14 protein-coding genes and 1 pseudogene are annotated in these 16,970 nt (G+C 67.1%); 5 read left to right on the forward strand and 10 right to left on the reverse strand.

Going from position 1 to position 16,970, the window contains the following annotated elements; genetic code table 11:
- Positions 1-58: 58 nt before the first annotated feature.
- Positions 59-787: a type 1 glutamine amidotransferase gene (locus FCK90_RS07045; protein ID WP_158033588.1), complete on the forward strand. Its 729-nt coding sequence runs from the start codon at positions 59-61 to the stop codon at positions 785-787.
- 56 nt (positions 788-843) lie between these two features.
- Here FCK90_RS07045 and FCK90_RS07050 read toward each other — a convergent pair whose 3' ends face one another.
- A complete protein-coding gene (locus tag FCK90_RS07050; RefSeq protein WP_158033589.1) occupies positions 844-1,467 on the reverse strand; it encodes a M23 family metallopeptidase in 624 nt (207 codons plus the stop codon).
- 90 nt (positions 1,468-1,557) lie between these two features.
- Positions 1,558-2,430 carry a 3-hydroxyacyl-CoA dehydrogenase family protein gene (locus FCK90_RS07055; protein WP_158033590.1) on the reverse strand — a complete coding sequence of 291 codons (873 nt, stop codon included), beginning with the start codon at positions 2,428-2,430 and terminating at the stop codon, positions 1,558-1,560.
- Positions 2,431-2,519: 89 nt separating this feature from the next.
- On the opposite strand from FCK90_RS07055, the gene FCK90_RS07060 reads away from it, so the two are divergent.
- A complete protein-coding gene (locus FCK90_RS07060) occupies positions 2,520-4,133 on the forward strand; it encodes a TetR/AcrR family transcriptional regulator (RefSeq protein ID WP_158033591.1) in 1,614 nt (537 codons plus the stop codon).
- A 63-nt stretch (positions 4,134-4,196) separates the two neighbouring features.
- Here FCK90_RS07060 and FCK90_RS07065 read toward each other — a convergent pair whose 3' ends face one another.
- Both FCK90_RS07065 and FCK90_RS07070 read right to left on the reverse strand, forming a co-directional pair.
- On the reverse strand, positions 4,197-5,618 hold the full coding sequence (locus FCK90_RS07065; RefSeq protein WP_158033592.1) for a hypothetical protein: 1,422 nt from the start codon (positions 5,616-5,618) through the stop codon (positions 4,197-4,199).
- An 81-nt stretch (positions 5,619-5,699) separates the two neighbouring features.
- Entirely contained in the window at positions 5,700-6,764 is a 1,065-nt protein-coding gene (locus FCK90_RS07070; protein ID WP_220433295.1) for a LacI family DNA-binding transcriptional regulator, read from the reverse strand.
- Between the two features lie 317 nt (positions 6,765-7,081).
- Between FCK90_RS07070 and FCK90_RS07075 the strand changes: the two genes are divergently transcribed.
- A complete protein-coding gene (locus FCK90_RS07075) occupies positions 7,082-8,824 on the forward strand; it encodes an MFS transporter (RefSeq protein ID WP_220433296.1) in 1,743 nt (580 codons plus the stop codon).
- Between the two features lie 69 nt (positions 8,825-8,893).
- On the opposite strand, the gene FCK90_RS07080 is transcribed toward FCK90_RS07075, so the two are convergent.
- From FCK90_RS07080 to FCK90_RS07090, 5 genes and pseudogenes are all read right to left on the reverse strand, one after another.
- On the reverse strand, positions 8,894-10,660 hold the full coding sequence (locus FCK90_RS07080) for an ABC transporter ATP-binding protein (protein WP_220433297.1): 1,767 nt from the start codon (positions 10,658-10,660) through the stop codon (positions 8,894-8,896).
- On the reverse strand, positions 10,657-11,505 hold the full coding sequence (locus tag FCK90_RS15870; protein WP_343029890.1) for an ABC transporter ATP-binding protein: 849 nt from the start codon (positions 11,503-11,505) through the stop codon (positions 10,657-10,659). Before FCK90_RS15870 ends, FCK90_RS07080 begins: the two co-directional genes overlap by 4 nt.
- A 42-nt stretch (positions 11,506-11,547) precedes the next feature.
- Positions 11,548-12,057: pseudogene (locus tag FCK90_RS15875) on the reverse strand (ABC transporter transmembrane domain-containing protein); the annotation flags it as partial.
- A 12-nt stretch (positions 12,058-12,069) separates the two neighbouring features.
- Positions 12,070-12,483 (reverse strand): hypothetical protein, encoded by a 414-nt coding sequence (locus FCK90_RS15530; protein ID WP_220433299.1) that lies wholly within the window; start codon positions 12,481-12,483, stop codon positions 12,070-12,072.
- A gap of 115 nt (positions 12,484-12,598) precedes the next feature.
- The gene (locus tag FCK90_RS07090; protein WP_158033594.1) at positions 12,599-13,048 is read right to left on the reverse strand and encodes a MarR family winged helix-turn-helix transcriptional regulator; all 450 of its coding nucleotides are present in this window, start codon (positions 13,046-13,048) and stop codon (positions 12,599-12,601) included.
- A gap of 96 nt (positions 13,049-13,144) precedes the next feature.
- Between FCK90_RS07090 and FCK90_RS07095 the strand changes: the two genes are divergently transcribed.
- Positions 13,145-13,780: an NAD(P)-dependent oxidoreductase gene (locus tag FCK90_RS07095; RefSeq protein WP_158033595.1), complete on the forward strand. Its 636-nt coding sequence runs from the start codon at positions 13,145-13,147 to the stop codon at positions 13,778-13,780.
- A 227-nt stretch (positions 13,781-14,007) separates the two neighbouring features.
- A complete protein-coding gene (locus tag FCK90_RS07100) occupies positions 14,008-15,039 on the forward strand; it encodes an NYN domain-containing protein (protein WP_158033596.1) in 1,032 nt (343 codons plus the stop codon).
- A 78-nt stretch (positions 15,040-15,117) separates the two neighbouring features.
- Here the strand turns inward: FCK90_RS07100 and FCK90_RS07105 are convergent, their stop codons facing one another.
- The gene (locus FCK90_RS07105; RefSeq protein WP_246180065.1) at positions 15,118-16,425 is read right to left on the reverse strand and encodes a ferredoxin reductase family protein; all 1,308 of its coding nucleotides are present in this window, start codon (positions 16,423-16,425) and stop codon (positions 15,118-15,120) included.
- Positions 16,426-16,970 lie beyond the last annotated feature (545 nt).

The following is a 16,970-nucleotide window of genomic DNA, read 5'->3' on the forward strand; positions in this document are numbered from 1 at the left end:
CTCAGATCTTGGCACACCGCCGTTGTCCGGCTCGAACCGCGGTGGCTACCCTTCTGAGATGAAACCCGCGGCCCTGGAGAGAACCCCCGGCGCAGCGCTCCCGCTGTCGCCGAGGACCCTCGCCATCGGGCATGACCATGTGGCGTCGCTCGGTTGGGTGGGCGATGCGCTGGAAGAGTTCGGCCATCACGTGACCATGATCCATGTGGTGCCCGAGAGCCGCTTCGATCACCCGAACGTGGACTTCGAGTTCCCTGATCCTTCGGACTGGGACGCCATCGTGACCACAGGAGCGCCCTGGCCGCGGGAGCTGATCGCCACCTGGCTCCCCCGTGAGATCTCCTTCCTACGGCGAGCCCATGATCTCGGGATACCGATACTCGGGATCTGCTTCGGCGGCCAGTTGCTGGCCGAGGCTCTCGGTGGTTCGGTGCGCCATCTTGAGAGTCCACGGATCGGCTGGTCCGGTATTTATCCAAGCCATCCGAGGATTCCTGGCGGGCCGTGGTTCCACTGGAACAGCGACCAGATGGAATCGCCGCCGGGCGCGGAGATCCTGGCGACCTCCTCCTCGGGCTGCGAAGCGTTTGCCTGCGGCACCTCACTCGGCCTTCAGTTTCATCCGGAGATGACCACGGAGCTCCTCGATGACTGGCTCGCCGCTCAGGGCGTCGACCACGAGGAACCGTGGGTCCGGCGTCTCCGGGAGCAGACAGGCATGCAGGATAGATCCCGGCTACGGCAGCAAGCCGCGGACATCGTCCGCCTGTTCCTCGACCGAGCCTGACAGCTCGATGAGCCGGGGTCAGCCCGCAGCATCGGACGGCGATGGCCGGCCACCTCTCACGCCTCCACGATCTCGCCGTTGCGCGGCAGCCTGCCCCGAAACGTCAGGGGAACAGCACCGGCCCGGTCGGCCTGCACGGTGTCCATCGCCTGCACGTGCACGTGCGGTTCGGTGCTATTGCCGGAGTTCCCGCAGCGGCCGAGCGGCTCCCCCACCATGACGCGCTGCCCGGGTCGCACCTCGATGCTGCTCTGCTTGAGGTGGCAGAGCGCGACGACGGTCCCGGGGCTGCAGTCGGTGCTCTCGATCATGACGTGGTTGCCCGCGAGCGCCGCCCATCCCGCCGCGGCTCGTCGCCACTGGGTCAGCGCGTAGCCGATCGACGGCAGCCCCCGGTACGCCGGATGGTCGGGTTCGCCGTCGTGCACAGAAACGACGGCCCCGCTGACCGGCGCCAGGAGCGGAAGCCCGAAGCCCGGAAACCTCTCCGCCGGCTCGGGACGCGCCAGAGAGCGCAGGGTGAACGGTGCCGTGCGGCCGTCGTCGCCGACCGGGACGAAGTCGATGGCGAAGGAGGTGGCGAACAGCGCCGTACCGTGGCTGGGCACGCGGTCAGCCGGGCTGTTCTGGGTGAGCCACCGCCCCGTGAAGGGGTATTCCAGCCGGACGGACGCCGTCATACTCTCCCCCTTCCACCCCGTTCCTTTTCCGCGTTTCTTTCGTCCCCGATCATCCTCCGGTTCGGGCGGTGCCGGTAGGACGACGGCGAATCAGTCGTCGTAGCGGTAGAAGCCTTCACCGCTCTTGCGACCGAGCTTGCCGGCGTCGACGTAGGACTTGACCAGGTCGCGGGCCGTGGAGGGAAGCCACGGGTATTCCGCCAGGTAGTGCTCCTCGATGTCGAGCACGACGTCCAGTCCCACCTGGTCCATCATCGCGAACGGCCCGGCAGCCAGGCCCATGTTGGCCTGCATGATCCCGTCGACGTCCTGCGGCGTGCTCACGCCTTCGGCCACGACCACCAGCGACTCCCGCTTGATGGCCGCCCAGATGCGGTTGAAGATGAAGCCCGTGCTCTCCTTCGCCGCGATGAACGGCAGCAGGCCGAAGACCCGCAGTTCGCGATCGAGCAGTTCGAGCACACCGTCGGCGGTCTGCCCGTCGCTCATCAGCTCGACGGCCATGCTGCGCGGCGGCATCGCGAAGTGCATGTTGAGCACCCGCTCGGGATGGGCGACGTCGGTGATGACCTCACGCGAGGCATAGGAGGAGGAGTTCGTGGCGAGCAGGGCGTCAGGGTCCGCGATCCGGTCGAGGGTCGCGAACAGGGGCCGCTTGATCTCCAGTCGCTCGGGCACGGCCTCGATCACGAGCCAGGCACCGGGAGCCGCCTCTTCCACGCTCGAGTACGTCTCCAGCGCCTTCGGGGGCATGCCCGGAGCGGGTGTGAGCGCCCGGCTCAGCCCGGGTGCGATCTCCGCGACGTAATCCGCCGCCGCGGTCCGCTGCTGCTCGGCAGGGTCCACGAGCCGCACGGTCGCTCCCCCGCTGCTGAAGACCGCGGCGATGCGGCGCCCGAGGGTGCCGCCTCCCACGATGACGACGGCGCGGTCGGCGATCCCGGTCGGCAGTTCGAATCCCATGATGCCTTCTCTCGAGAATTTGAGTACAATCTGTATCGGATTCATTATGCACCCGATTTGGATGGATCGCTAGGAAGGCGAGGAAGATCGTGACCTCGAACATCAGGCGCCGCGCCAACACCCGTGCCCGCCTCCTCGACGCCGCCGAGGAGCTCATCACCGAGACGGGCGTGCTCTCCTTCGGCATCGACGTCGTCTGCGAGCGCGCCGGTTTCACCCGCGGGGCCTTCTACTCGAACTTCACCTCGGTCGACGACCTGCTCTTCACCCTCTACGAGCGCAAGACCGAGCACCTGCTTGAGGAGATCGATTCCGCGCGGCCCTCGCCGACCGCTCCGGCAGGTGACACGGAGTCCTCAGGCCGAGCCCGGCCGCAGGAGCCGGTGGACCTGGAGTCGGCCGTGGACCGGCTCGTCGCCGTCGTGCCCGCGGATCCGCAGTGGTACAGCTTGCGCGCGGTCTTCGCGCTGCGCGTGTCGAAGGACGATGAGATCGCCGGCTCGCTGCACGTGCACGCCGAGGAGCTGCGCCGGGGCCTGACGCCGTTCATCGCCCGGATCGTGGAGGCGGCCGGGCTCGAGCTCACCGTCGACGCCGCGGAAGCCACCCGGGTGGTGATCGCAGCCCACGTCGGGTCGGTTCTGCAGGGCGCGCTCGTCGAGGATCCGGAGCGGCTGCGCCGTGACACCGTGCTGGCGGCGCTCCGGGGCCTCACCACGGCGGCCCGCCCCAAGGCGGCGCAGACCGCGGTGGAACAGGAGGCTCCCGAGAGGCCCGCACGCCCCGTGCTGTACGCGCTGACCGCCATCCCGGGAGGCGTGCACCGGGTGGAGCCGGAGACCGGGGAGACCACGGCGCTCGTGACCGGTCTGGACGAGGTTCCCGACGGCATGGTCGTGGACCCCGAATCGAACGAGCTCGTCTTCACGCTTATGGGCAGCCTCGACGGCACGCCGGAGCGGGGGAAGGAACCGTTCTTCACGCACCGGAACGGCTCGGTTCAGGCTATCTCCCTCGTCGGCGAGGCCGAGGGCCGGAACCCCCGGACGCTCGTGGAGCGCGGAACCTTCACCACCGGCAAGCAGCTGACCCGGGATCCGGAGACGGGTCGGCTCTACTGGGCGGATCGCGAGGGGCACGGCATCTACCGCAGCGAGCGGGATGGCTCGGCCGTGACCCCGCTCGTCCTCACCTCCGGCACCACGCGGGCTCCTGATGAGGACGAATGCGTCGGCGTGGCCGTCGATCCCGTCAACGGTCACCTGTACTGGACCCAGAAAGGCCCCGCCGACGGCGGCCGCGGGCGCATCCTGCGGGCCGGGCTGGAGATCCCGGAGGGAATGACGGCGGATTCGCGGGAGGACATCGAGGTGCTGTGGCAGGGGCTGCCCGAACCCATCGATCTCGAACTCGATCTCCGCTCCGGCATGCTCACCTGGACCGACCGCGGTGCGGAGCCCGACGGGAACACCCTGAACCGGGCGCCGATTCCGGCCGCCGGCGAGCGCGGCGGGACTCCTCAGATCCTCGCCCGCGGGTTTCAGGAGGCGATCGGCGTGGCCCTGGACCAGCAGCGAGGCGTCGCCTACGTGTCGGATCTGGGAGGTTCCGTGCGCCGGGTCGATCTGGTGACCGGGGCCGTGCGCGTGATCGCCGAACTCAGCGGTGGCGTGACGGGGATCGTGCTGCACCAGGAGCCGTGAACGCGGCGGGGCCTGGCCTCGCCTCAACCCGAACATCGAGCCCGACGGAGGTCAGGACCGGCGTCAGGGCGTCCCGGCGCTGACGACGTCGTCACGGTTGCGCGCCGTCGTGGTGGTCGCGACGACGGCCATCCCGAGCAGCAGCACGCCCGCGGGCACCAGGTCGCCGAGGACCCACCGCGGTGTGATCGGCAGCAAGCGGGTCGTGTCGAGTTCGAGGAAGCCGTCGGTGCCGTCCGGGAAGACGATGTCACCGGCCTCGGGGACCGTCAGCGGGAGCGTGACCTCGAAAGATCGGTCATCGGTCGAGACCGCTCGCCCGATGAGTTCGTAGTCTCCGGGTGAGAGGTCTTCCGGCAGCTCTCCATCGGCGGTCAGCCACCTGTTGTGCTGGACCGTGGCCGAGAGGACGGTCTCGCCTCCCGGTTCGAGCGTCACGGTCGCCTCTGAGCCCGGCTTCAGGTCGAAGCCCCACATGGACACGACCGGGGACGTGACCTCCGCTCTTCCCGTGTCGTCGTAGGCCACGCCGCCCTCGCCGGAGGCCGAGATCGACAGGTCCGGCGCGATGTTCAGCCCGTAGACGGCGGCCGCACCGTAGCCGAGCGACATCGTGGAAGCGCTCACGACGAAGAGGACCGACAGGACGAAGTTGAGCTTCTTCGCACCCACCACCACGGCCGGCTCCGGTTCGGCCGTCCCCGCGCTCCGGCGCGCGAGGATCGTCCCGGCCAGCACGCCGGCCCCGATGATGGCGAGGATCCCCACCCAGAGCCACACCTGCAGTGCCGTGCGGGTGAGGTCGTAGACCACCAGGCCGATCACCAGGGCGATCGCCGTCGCGATGATCGGCGTCACGTAGGCGAACGCGACCCTGGACCGTCCGCCGGAGTCACCTGCTGCCTGCTCCCCCGCCCACGGCGGGCTCCCCTGCGCTCGGGTCTCTCGCGGCACCGAGGGGATGAAGACGAATCCCGCCAGGATCAGCGTGACCACGAGTGCGGTGTTGAGCAGGATCGGCAGGTAGACATTGAGGGCGCGGATCAACGGCTCGGGTTCCTCGACCTCCAGGCCGAAGAACCCTCCGAGGAACGTCACGAGCACCTCGAGCACGGCCAATGCCGCCGCGACGATGACGACGACGCTCGCGAACCGCGAGACCGGACGCACGAGCGTGCTCCTGGGCGCGTCCGAAGCCCTGAGTGCGGTGAGCCTGCGCTTGGCGAACAGGGCACCGAGACCGACGATCATGAGCGCCGCGACCGTGAGATACAGTCCCGGCGTCACGCGCTGCGGTTCGTCGTAGACGGCGTCCATCGAGGTGGAGGTCCCGGATCCGGCATACCGCCCGGTGGCATCGGCGAAGGTCATGAGGTCGATGTACCGTCCCGCCAGGAACAGCAGCCAGGCCAGGGCGGCCGAGGCCATGATGAGCAGGAGCGCTCGAAGCGCTATGCGGCGGGTGTCGCCGATTGTGCGTGACATTTTCGAATCATACGGTCTGTCGCCCCTGGCCAGCCCGCGGTTTCCGCAGTTGCCGGAGTGGCCCCTCGCACCGGGGCCGATTCACTCGGATGCGGCCGGCCTCGGACTCGCCAAGGGTGCCGTCGAACGGCGCAGGATCAGCCTGGTCGGCATGATGATCGGGTCGGTATCGGCCGGCTCCCCATCGGTGCACAACATCCGCATGAGCAGCCGAGCTGCTACCACGGCCTGGCCGGGGACGTCCTGCGCCACGGTGGTGAGGTCCAGGACGGGAGCCATCTCATGGTCGTCGATGCCGATCACGGACACGTCCTCCGGCACCCGCAGCCCCGCCTTCCGCAGCGCCCAGAGAGCACCGATGGCCACCTCGCTGTGGTCGGCGAACACGGCGGTGGGCAGGACGGGCCCGCCGAGCAATTCGGCCATGGCAGCGGCTCCTCCCTCGACGCTGTGAGGACCGGAGACCATGAGCCGCGGATCGGGCTGCAGCTCCGCGCTCTCGAGCGCCTCCTCGAAGCCCTGCTGACGCAGACCGGAGGAGACGAAGTCGAAGTCGGCCTCCTCCGCCGTTCCCTGGATCAGCGCGATGCGCCTGTGACCGAGGTTGAGGAGATGGCGGACGGCACCGCGGGCAGCACCTACGTCGTCGATACCCACCGAAGGCGAACCGGGAATCTCCGGGCCCAGGCTGACCAGGGGCATGCCGAGCGATCGGAGGGACAGCGTGTGCTGATCCGTAAGAGGCATCGACAGAGACAGGACCCCGTCCACACGTCCCGCGAGAGGCATCCGGGAGAAGAAGCTGTCACGGGCCTCCGCCGTCCCCAGGTGGTAGAGCAGCACATCGTATCCGTGAGAACGGAACCGATCCGCGGCGGCCGACATGACCGTGCCGAAGTACGAGCGATGAACGAACGGAGCGATGATGGCGACGGTCTGCCGGCGCCCCGGCTCGCCGCCGAACGCTTCCATCGCGGTGATGTACGAGAGATCCCGGGCGGCCTCCAGCACTCGCTGCCGCGTGGAGGAAGCCACCTTCGATACCCCGCGCAAGGTGCGTGAGGCCGTCGCCGTCGATACGCCAGCGCGGCTGGCCACATCGGCCAGGGTCACTCGATCGCCGGGTACGACGGGGTTGGATTGCACCTCATGAACTCTAGTCCGGGCCCTCAGCGAAACCCAATGCAAGACTTTGCATTGTTGTACGGGTTTTCTTCTACCCGAGGAGTGCGGTATCTGTCTGGGTTCCATGGCCCCCTCCCGTCATGTTCGGAGAGCTAGGAAAATCCCTTGACAGACCCGTATCGGCGGAGGATTCTTACCACTGCAAATCGCTTGCATGGGTGACGCATTCGCGTCCTTCTCGCAGATGCAGCATGACCAATGGAGGTTACATGCAGACGGAATCGACGACGTCGACGGGCAGCGATACAGACACCACCTCACTGAGCGTTCGTCCACCGATGAGCGTTGCGACGATGCTGGTGATGAACTTCGGATTCTTCGGGATCCAATTTAGCTTCGGTCTGCAGCAGACCGCGGTGAACCCTCTGTTCCAGATGATCGGAGCGGACCCCCATTCCCTTCCCCTCCTGAATCTCGCGGGGCCCATGACGGGCCTGCTGATCCAGCCGATGATCGGAGCGCTCAGCGACAGAACGTGGAGCGACCGGTGGGGAAGGCGCAAACCATATCTGCTGATGGGCGCACTCGGATGCTCGCTCACCCTCTTCCTCTTCCCCTTCGTGGGGGCGCTCTGGGCGGCGGTGCTGCTGCTGTGGCTTCTGGACATCTCCAACAACACATCCATGGAGCCCTACAAGGCCCTGCTCGCGGATGTCCTGCCCAAGAACCAGCTGGCAAGGGGCTTCCTTCTCCAGTCGATGTTCACGGGCGGAGGGCTCATCGCCGCGAACGCGATGATCTTCATCTTCCAGCGAGTGGTCAGCGGTGCCTCCGGTAACGGTGTGCCCTACTGGGTGTTCGTCGCGTTCTGGACAGGAGCGTTCTGCTCGATCGCGACGGTCCTGGTCGCGATGCTGCGGACCAAGGAGCACCCGCCCTCGGCGGAGCGCCTCGCGGAGATCCGCAGCGAGTCGAAGAGCCCCATCGCCATGGCGCGCGAGGTGGGTGCCGCAGCGCGGACCATGCCCATGGGGATGCACAAGCTCGGCCTCGTCTACCTCTTCCAGTGGTACGCCATCGTCATCTACTGGCAGTTCGTGGCGGTGAGTCTCCGGGAGACCGTCTTCGACGGCGATCTGGACGCCGCCGTGGGCTGGACCGGGGCCATGGGGATGGCCTACAACGGCGCCACCGTCGTCTCCGCGTTGCTGCTGATCCCGCTCGCCAACAAGTTCGGTGCAAAACGTTTGCACGCCGCCTGCCTGGTGCTGATGTGCATCGCCATGATCACGGTCTCGCAGGCCGACAACCAGTACGTGGCGCTGATCCCGATGGTGCTGTTCGGCGTCGGGTGGGCCAGCATGATGGGCGTTCCGTTCATCATGGTCGCGAGCATGGTGCCGCAGAGGCGGATGGGCGTGTATATCGGCATCGTCAACATGATGATCGTCGTTCCCATGCTGATCCAGAGCTTCACCTTCGGCTGGGTGTTCGAGAACCTTCTCGGCGGATCCGGATCCAACGCGCTGATGCTCTCCGGCGTGCTCTTCGGGATCGGCGCCCTGGCCATGCTGTGGGTCAACCCGCCGCCCGCCGATGCGGAGTCCCCGCTGATGCCCCTGGGCTCCAGGCCGATCACGGTCTACGGGCGCGTCGTCGTCGGCACGGACGGCTCCCCCAGCTCGCAGTACGCCGTGCACCGGGCCATCGAAGTGGCGACGGCCTCGGAAGCCCGCCTCGTCGTCGTGTCGGCCTACAACCCGGGCGACCGCGAGTCGGTTGACACCGGCCGGATCGACCTGACGGGTAAACAGTCAGCCGAGACGGCGATCGCCTCGTCACTGGTCGAAGTGGACAGGAACAGGTTCGCGCGCATCGAGCAGCGCGCGATCGCCGCCGATCCGTCCCGGGCCCTGCTCGACACGGCACGACGCGAACCGGGCAGCCTGATCGTGGTGGGCAACCGGGGGCTCGGCGCCGTCCAGGGCCAGGCACTGGGGTCCGTGCCGGCGAATGTCGTGAAGGAGGCCGACTGCGACGTTCTCATCGTGCAGACCTCTGCACTCGACGAACCGGAGTAAGGCTCCCACCCCGAAAGGCCCCTGAGAACCGTACGGTTCTCAGGGGCCTTTGCCGTGCCGAGGCAGGCCTCACGCGTCCGTGAGCCTCCACCCCTGGGCCTTGTGCAGGCGGTCCCAGAAACGTGCGTAGGTGCCGTCCGCGGCCAGCAGTTCCTCGTGGGTGCCCTGCGCCTCCAGGCCTCCGTCGTCGTCCAGGGCGATGATCTGATCCGCCGCGGCGATCGTGTCGAGCCGATGGGCGATGATCAGCACGGTCGCCTGCCGGCGCAGCGTCTCGATCGCCGCCACGATATTCGCCTCGTTCTCCAGGTCGAGGGTGGAGGTGGCCTCATCGAGCAGCACGATCGGAGACTGCTTCAGCAGCGCCCTGGCGATGGCGACCCGCTGCCGTTCGCCGCCGGACAGCGCCCGGCCTCCCTCGCCGACTCGGGTCTCCCAGCCGGCGGGGAGCCGGTCGGCGATCTCGGTGACCCCGGCGAGCGCTGCCGCCTCGCGGATCTCCTCCCGGGTGGCGTCCTCGCGGCCGACGGCCACGTTCGCCTCCAGGGTGTCGTCGAAGAGGTAGACGTCCTGGAACACCATGGAGAGCTGGCTCATCAGCTGCTCGGTGGTCTGCTCCGTAACGGGTGCTCCCCCAACTCGGACCGTACCGGCGTCGACGTCGTAGAAGCGGCTGATCAGTCGCGCGATCGTCGTCTTGCCGCTACCGGAGGGGCCGACGAGGGCGACCATCGAACCCGCGGGTACGGAGAGCGATACGTCCTTCAGCACCGGCCCGGTGCCGGAGTCGCCCGCGTAGGCGAAGGCGACGCCGTCGAGCTGGATCGAGCCGGGGGCCGGAAGCTCGGCGGGGACCGACGGTTCGGGCAGCGGCTCGGCCGTGAGTACGTCGTCGATCGAGTCGAGCAGGGGGCGCCTGGATTCCAGGGACATCGCGCTTTCCGTGATGGTCGACAGCGTCGAGGTGAATCGCAGGGCCAGGCCGATGAAGGCCAGTGCCGGAATCGGCTGCAGTGAACCCGCGACGGCCAGCGACCCCGTGATGGTGATCAGCGCGACGACCACGCCCTGGGTCACGGCGCCGCTCAGGAGCATCCCGAGCGTCTCGATCCACTGGGCGCGCGTCTTGGCCGCCCGGGTGGCCTCGAGGGCGTCGTCGAGCGGTGCGAAGTCCTCGCTGCGACCGCAGGAGCGAAGCGCGCCCTGGCACTGCGCGTACTCGACGATGCGCCCCGCCAGATTGACCTCTTCGGGTTCGTGGATCGCGCTCCCCCGGCGCATCAGCACCGTCGAAGCCAGGGTGATCACGACGAAGACGGGGGCCGCGATCGTCAGCACCAGGCCCAGTAGGGGGTTCCAGAGCCATGCGGCGACAACGATGACGACAGCGGAGACGATACGCCCGATCAGCGGGCCGATCATGTGGGCGAAGATCTCCCCGGCGCTCATCAGCTCGCTCGAGACCATCCTCGAGAGCCGCCCAGCGCGGGGACGGGCGAACCAGCCGAGCGGCTGCTTGGAGACCTGGTCGCCCACGAGCCGATGGATGCTGTAGAGGAAGTCCAGGGCCACAGCGTAGGTGCGGCGCTCCTGCAGGAAGTACAGTCCGAAGGAGACGATCGCCAGGACCGCGAAGACCCCCAGCCAGCCGCCGATTCCCAGGCCCCAGAGCGCGTCGCCCGATGCCAGGGTACTGATCGCGGGCAGCAGGGAGGCCAGCGCGAGTCCTTCGATCAACCCGGTCAGTGCGGCGACGGTCAGCGCCGGCCGGAGCGATTCGGGTCGGGAGATCATGCGCCGCAGGCGCGGGACGATGTCGATCAGAGGGAGCTTCATGCGCCTGCTCCTCGCTCGATGGTCGCCGTCGTGGACTCCCAGAGCCGGGCGTATCCGCGGTGGTGCAGCAGCTCCTCGTGCGTTCCGCTCGCGACCAGTCGGCCGTTCTCCACCAGGATGATCTGGTCGACGCCCTTGATCACCTCGGGGCGGTGCGCGATGAGCAGGACCGTCTTGCCACGGGCCATCTCGGAGAGCGCCTGCTGGATCTGGTGCTGCGACTCCGGGTCGGTGAGCGCGGTGGCCTCGTCGAGGATGAGCACGGGCGCGTCGACCAGGATGGCGCGTGCGATGGCGATGCGCTGGGCCTGGCCTCCGGAGAGGCCGGTATCCGCTCCGTAGACGGTGTCGAGGCCGTTGGGCAGCGCCTCGATCTCGTCGAGGACCCGGGCCGCGCGTGCAGCATCGCGGATCTGTTCCTCGGTCGCATCGGGGCGGCCCAGCGCGATGTTGTCCCGGATGCTGATAGCCGGAAGCTGAGGGTCCTGCAGGACGAAGCCGACGTGCGAGTACAGCTCGCGCATCCGGTCGATCGACGCCCCTCCGAGACGCACCTGCCCCGACAGGGGATCGTCGAAGCGGGCCAGCAGCGTGGCGATCGTCGACTTCCCGGAGCCGGAGGGCCCGATCAGCGCGGTCACGGTGCCCTCCTGCAGCGTGAAGGAGACATCGTCGAGCGCGAGCCCGGCGCCTTCGCCGTAGGAGTAGCTGACTCGGTCGAAGACGACGTCGTGCCCCTCGGGCTCCGCGCTCTCCTCCGGGTCGGCGAGCACCGGGGTCTCGAGCAGATTCGTCAGCCGCCGTGCCGAGGCGCCGGCCATCTGCTGCGCCCACATCGAGTTCATGAGCACTTCCAGGCCATAGGGAATCAGCAGGGCGATCAACGACGTCGCCAGCACATCCGCCGCAGTCACCCATCCCTGGCTGACCAGCCAGGCGCCTCCCCCGACATTGACCAGCAGGATCAGCGGCAGCGCGAGCAACGAGTTGCCCAGCGAGCTGACGGTGATCAGCGGTTTGACCCATTCGTAGTAGAAGCTCTGGAAGTCCTCGGCGGCGTTCTGGTAGGCGCGGTGGGCTCGCCCGACCCGTCCGAATGCTTTGACGACGGTGATGCCGGTGACGAACTCGACCATGCGAGCCGAGACGACGCCCAGCTTCTGGTCCATCTCGACGGTCTTCTCCCCCATCCCGCGCATCGAGACCGCCATCGCCGCGGCGTAGAGCGGCAGCCTTCCGATCGAGAGGAGGCCGAGCCGCCAGTCGATGAGGAAGGCGTAGATCATCAGGGCCAGCGGCATCACGGTGGCGTTGGTCGCCTCGACCGGGCGATGGGCGATCAGGTTGTGGATCGTGCCGATGTCGTCTTGCAGCGCTTTGCGGACGCGGCCTGAGTTGGTGGATGTGAATCAGACGAGCGGCACGCGCGAGAACCTTCCCACCATGCGCTTGCGAATGAGATGGCCCAGCGTGATGTCGGCGAAGTGCGTGATGAGCAAGGCCACGAAGTAGGTGAAGAGCCTGAGCGTGAACGCGGCCATCAGGACACCGAGCCAGCGCGAGACGCCTGCGCGGTCGACACCGGAACCGCTATCGGCGGCATCGAGCAGGAGCTGACCGATGTTCACCAGCGCGATATACGGCACGACGGCGAGGATGCCGGATACCGCTGCCAGCAGGCGCCCGATCGCCAGCTGCGGCGCCACGGGGCGCATGAGGGCTTTCAGCGCCCGCGCATCTCCTTGCTGTTCAGTCTTCAGGTGGGCTGCCTCATCGGATGGACCCTCCGCAGGCGCGGTCGTCGACTGCGATTCACCGCTCATGTCCCCCCTTGCATGCGGTCCGCCGCTCGGGGCTGACCTACGTCACGTTACTGAGAATTGTTATCAACAACCATAGGAGAGCGGGCGGGGTTTCACCAGAGCGGGCGAGCAGGCGCTACTGCGAGCCTTCGGATCTCGGAGCGTAGAAATTGCTCACCGCATCCAAGTAGCGAGCAACAACCTCCAGGTCGGAAGCACTGAACTGCCGACTCAGCGCGTCGAATTCGGCGTCGGCGTTCCCGTATACGCTCCGCAAGGGGGCGATTGCCTCATCGACGAGTTCGATGAGGGTCTTGCGCCGGTCGATCGGATCGGAAGTGCGGCGTACATACCCCGCTCCTTCGAGTCGATCGAGCAGCTTGGTGACCGTGCTTGTCGGCATCCCGGTCGTGTGGCTGATCTGCCGGGGAGTGCGCACGTCGTCGCGCAGCACCATCAGATGCAAGGTCTGCAGGTCGGTCACCCGCAGGCCGTGCTGCCTGGCCACCCGCTCATTGCCCAAGATCGCGTGCACCAATTGACGTTGCAACGCGGCGCGCACCTGGAGCACCAACTCATCGGTCATGGCTCTCACTCCTTGCCAGAGTATTCCTGATTCGGGAATACTCTATTTCGGGAACATCTTGCAAGTAAATTTGATGACGAGGAGTCAGGGAACGGCATGAGGATTCTGGTACCGGGAGCCACCGGCATGGTCGGCGGCCATCTCGTTGAGCAGGCACTCGCAAGGGGACACGAGGTCGTCGCAATCGCCCGCAATCCGGCCAAACTCATCATCGAGCACCCTCGGCTCACGAAGTCCCCGGGGGATATCCTCGACGCTGCCTCGGTCGAGCCGCTGCTGGAAGGCGTCGACGCCGTGGTGAGCACGGTCGGGATCGGTACGTCCAAGCAGCCCACAACGCTGTACTCGGAAGGCACCCGCAACCTGCTCGCGGGCATGGGCAAGCACGGCGTCGAGCGGATCGTGGTCATCTCCTCCGAAGTCGCTGAGCACTGGGCCCACCAAGGACTGTTCAAGCTCTGGGTGGTATTACCGCTGCTGCAGAAGTTCATCGGCGCGACCTACGACGATATGCGGCGCATGGATGTCGTGCTCTGGGAGAGCGATGCGCAGTGGACAGCGATCCGGTCACCGCGTATTCGATCGGCACGCGCAAAGGGCCAGTACCGACTCGACACGGACAAACCCCTCCCACGCGGCTGGTCGATCGCGGCCCCGGACATGGCGACCGCCCTGCTGGACATCGCCGAACGGGATGACCTTGGCCGAACGCACGTCTATATAGCGAACTGAGCAGTCTTTGCCTGGGAGGGCGCGCATCCGTCGCTCGGCATTCGTGCACTCGCAGGAATACTGCCTGGGTGCACCTTCTACACGCATGGCCAGGTCAGGATCACAAAGATCGTCACTCGAGCCCGTTCAGACCGGCGATTCACCTCCCGCTTGGTCGGGACGACGATGGGCACCCCCCAGAGCCACCGCGATAGGCTGACGTTTTACCTTGATCGAAAAGAGTTCTCATGGCTGAATCCGCCGATGGCAGGGTCGCCGTCTACATCGACTTCGACAACATCGTGATCTCGCGCTACGACCAGGTGCACGGTCGCAATCAGTACCAGCGCGACAAGGTCAAGGGCCTCAGCGTCGCCGACGCCGACGAGGAGCTCGCCGACAAGCTCGCCCGGGCGACGGTGGACATCGGCGCCGTCATCGACTTCGCGTCGTCGTTCGGCACGCTCGTGCTGACCCGCGCCTATGCCGACTGGTCCACTCCGATGAATGCCGACTACCGCGGCCAGCTCGTGGGCCGCTCCGTCGACCTGGTGCAGCTCTTCCCCGCCGCCGCGTACGGCAAGAACGGCGCCGATATCCGCCTGGCCGTGGACGCCGTCGAGGATATGTTCCGCCTGCCCGACCTCACGCACGTCGTCGTCGTGGCGGGCGACTCCGACTACATCGCCCTGGCGCAGCGCTGCAAGCGCCTCGGTCGTTACGTCGTGGGCATCGGCGTGGCCGGCTCGACGGCGCGCTCCCTCGCCGCGGCCTGCGACGAGTTCGCCACCTACGACACGCTGCCCGGCGTCAAGCCCATACAGCCCGCGGCCGTCACCAAGCCGAAGACGGCGGCCGCTGAGCCGGCGGCCGACGCCGTCGATGTCGCGGCCGATACGGCGAAGGCTCAGACCAAGAAGGAGAAGGGCGAGCAGCAGCGCAAGACCAAGTCCGGCTCGGACGCTCCCTCCAAGAAGCGCGGATCGCGCCAGGCGCAGGCATCCGCTCCCGTGATCGAGGAGGAGCCCGAGCCCGAGACGCCGGAGGATCCGCAGGAGATCGCCACCAGCCTGCTCGAACGCGCACTGCGCCTGGGCCATGAGCGCGACGACGCCGAATGGTTGCACAGCTCTCAGGTGAAGACCCAGATCAAGCGGATGGACCCGTCCTTCAGCGAGAAGGCGCTCGGCTACCGATCCTTCTCGGAGTTCATCAAGTCACGGCCGTCCATCGCCGAACTGGATGAGAGCAGCACCGCACGGTTCGTCCGCCTGGTCTAAGGGCTCGTTCGACGTCGTCGCGGGTCGGCTGAGCCGGGTGTGCACCGGGATGCCGACTCTTCGACTGCGTCTGCGCCGTCACCAGTCGAATTGTTCGACGTGGATCTGGTGGTTCGGGACGCCGGCAGCGCGGGCGTCCCGGACGACGAGTTCTGTCCATGCGATGGGGCCGCACACGTAGAGGTCCGAGTCGGTCAGGTCGGGCAGCATGCTCTCGAGGGTGAGCTGTTCTGCTGACGCGGTGGCGGAGATCCATGTGGTGGTCCCCGGTGGGCGGTGTCCGCGCATTTCGATGACGCGGGTGCCCGATTCCTCGGCGAGGGCGTGGATTTCGTCCCAGAGGTAGGTGGGGTCGCTTCCGGAGTGGCGGAGTATGACGGTCGCCTCCCCTGGGCTGAGGGCGGCGTCTTCGAGGAACGCGCGGATGGGCGTGACGCCGATGCCGGCACTGATGAGGACGGCGTGGGGCGCGGTGCGGGCTTGGTTGGTGAAGATGCCGAAGGGTCCGGAGAAGGTCACGCGGGTGCCGGGGTTGACGTTGGTGAGGGCGCGGCTGCCGTCGCCGAGGTCGCGCACGGTGATGCGGAGCGTGTTGGGAGTGGGGGTGGCGGAGAAGGAGATGGGGTGGGCGTGCCACCAGGTCTTCGCTCCCCAGAAGCGCCAGAGCGCGTACTGGCCCCCTCTGATCCTCAGGCTCTCGACGCGTCGCCCGGTGAGGTAGATCGAGGCGACTCCGGGGGCGATGTGCTCCACCCGGGAGACCTTCAGCCCGTGGAAGAGGCTGCGGCCGACGGGAAGCAGGACGCGGAAGAGGAGAAGGGATCCGAAGGCGATGCCGTAGAGGGTGAGCCAGTAGGCGTACCGCCAGGACCCGTCCGCGAGGACTGCGCCGGGGATGCTCTGATGGGGCAGGGCGAGGACGATGGCGATGTAGCTGAGCAGGTGGATGACGTACCACGCCTCGTATGACCATTTCCGGACCGCGGCGACGATCGAGGACACCACGACGACCACGAAGAGCAGCAGCCCGATGGAGGCCAGGAAGTTGTCCAGGTCGGTCAGGATCGTGATGGTCGCGCCGACCACATCGAATCCGTCCAGGACCGCTGCGCCGCCGATGAGGAGTGCCGCGTGAGCGAGGATGAGATAGAGGGCGGGTTTGCCGAGTTTCCGGTGGTAGGCGATCGCCGTGTCGTGGCCGATGAGCTGGTCCAGCCAGGGGATGCGGGCTGCGAGGACGAGCATCACGAGTACCAAGTCCGTGCCGATGAGTCCGGTGATCATTCCGAGGCCGCGCATGGTGGAGCCCAGGTCGACCATGGTGGCGATGCCGCCCCACAGCACGAACAGCATCACCGACATCGCCACTGACGCCCAGAACAGCACGTGCAAAGCAGTGACCGCGGCGTGACGAGATCGGGGAGACGTGGTGACCGTCGATGGTGCACTTGGCGGGGCGGGAGGAGCAGTGGCGATTGACATGGCGTGGGTGCCTTTCCGGTAGCCGTGATGGCATTTAGCTGAGAAGAAAAGGGAGTGCGGCCGGCGGTCTACCGTTGACGACGAAAATCGCCGGGAAGGACGGGTCCGTACTGCCCGGATGCGTGCTGGTTGCCGGAGGCGAACAGGAGCATTGGGAACGTCGAAGGGACGCTGGCACGCACCAAGGAGGCGGCGTCAAGCATTGTGCTGTATCCATTCATCGTTCCTGTCCTTTCCCGGTGACAAGAACGACGCTAAGAGGCCCGGACACATGAATCCAGTTCATTATTGATAACTAGAGCATGACTCCCAGTCATGTGAATTCACGTGCGCTGTTGAGCCTCGACAGCCGGAGCGTGCAAGGTGCCGCGACGCAGCTCTGCCTCACCTGCCCTGATGCTCATCCTCGACCGTGACCTAGGGACTGCTGCACGGAGAGGTGTCACATC

Origin of the sequence: Kocuria coralli (genome assembly GCF_008831305.1) — a bacterium.
In the GTDB taxonomy this organism is placed as follows: domain Bacteria; phylum Actinomycetota; class Actinomycetes; order Actinomycetales; family Micrococcaceae; genus Kocuria; species Kocuria coralli.

What these genes read in the sequence shown, in the direction of transcription:
- FCK90_RS07045 (WP_158033588.1), top strand. Translation starts at nt 59, where the DNA reads ATGAAACCCGCGGCCCTGGAGAGAACCCCCGGCGCAGCGCTCCCGCTG.
- FCK90_RS07050 (WP_158033589.1), bottom strand. Translation starts at nt 1,467, where the DNA reads ATGACGGCGTCCGTCCGGCTGGAATACCCCTTCACGGGGCGGTGGCTC.
- FCK90_RS07055 (WP_158033590.1), bottom strand. Translation starts at nt 2,430, where the DNA reads ATGGGATTCGAACTGCCGACCGGGATCGCCGACCGCGCCGTCGTCATC.
- FCK90_RS07065 (WP_158033592.1), bottom strand. Translation starts at nt 5,618, where the DNA reads ATGTCACGCACAATCGGCGACACCCGCCGCATAGCGCTTCGAGCGCTC.
- FCK90_RS07075 (WP_220433296.1), top strand. Translation starts at nt 7,082, where the DNA reads ATGAGCGTTGCGACGATGCTGGTGATGAACTTCGGATTCTTCGGGATC.
- FCK90_RS07080 (WP_220433297.1), bottom strand. Translation starts at nt 10,660, where the DNA reads ATGAAGCTCCCTCTGATCGACATCGTCCCGCGCCTGCGGCGCATGATC.
- FCK90_RS15870 (WP_343029890.1), bottom strand. Translation starts at nt 11,505, where the DNA reads ATGAACTCGATGTGGGCGCAGCAGATGGCCGGCGCCTCGGCACGGCGG.
- FCK90_RS15530 (WP_220433299.1), bottom strand. Translation starts at nt 12,483, where the DNA reads ATGAGCGGTGAATCGCAGTCGACGACCGCGCCTGCGGAGGGTCCATCC.
- FCK90_RS07090 (WP_158033594.1), bottom strand. Translation starts at nt 13,048, where the DNA reads ATGACCGATGAGTTGGTGCTCCAGGTGCGCGCCGCGTTGCAACGTCAA.
- FCK90_RS07095 (WP_158033595.1), top strand. Translation starts at nt 13,145, where the DNA reads ATGAGGATTCTGGTACCGGGAGCCACCGGCATGGTCGGCGGCCATCTC.
- FCK90_RS07100 (WP_158033596.1), top strand. Translation starts at nt 14,008, where the DNA reads ATGGCTGAATCCGCCGATGGCAGGGTCGCCGTCTACATCGACTTCGAC.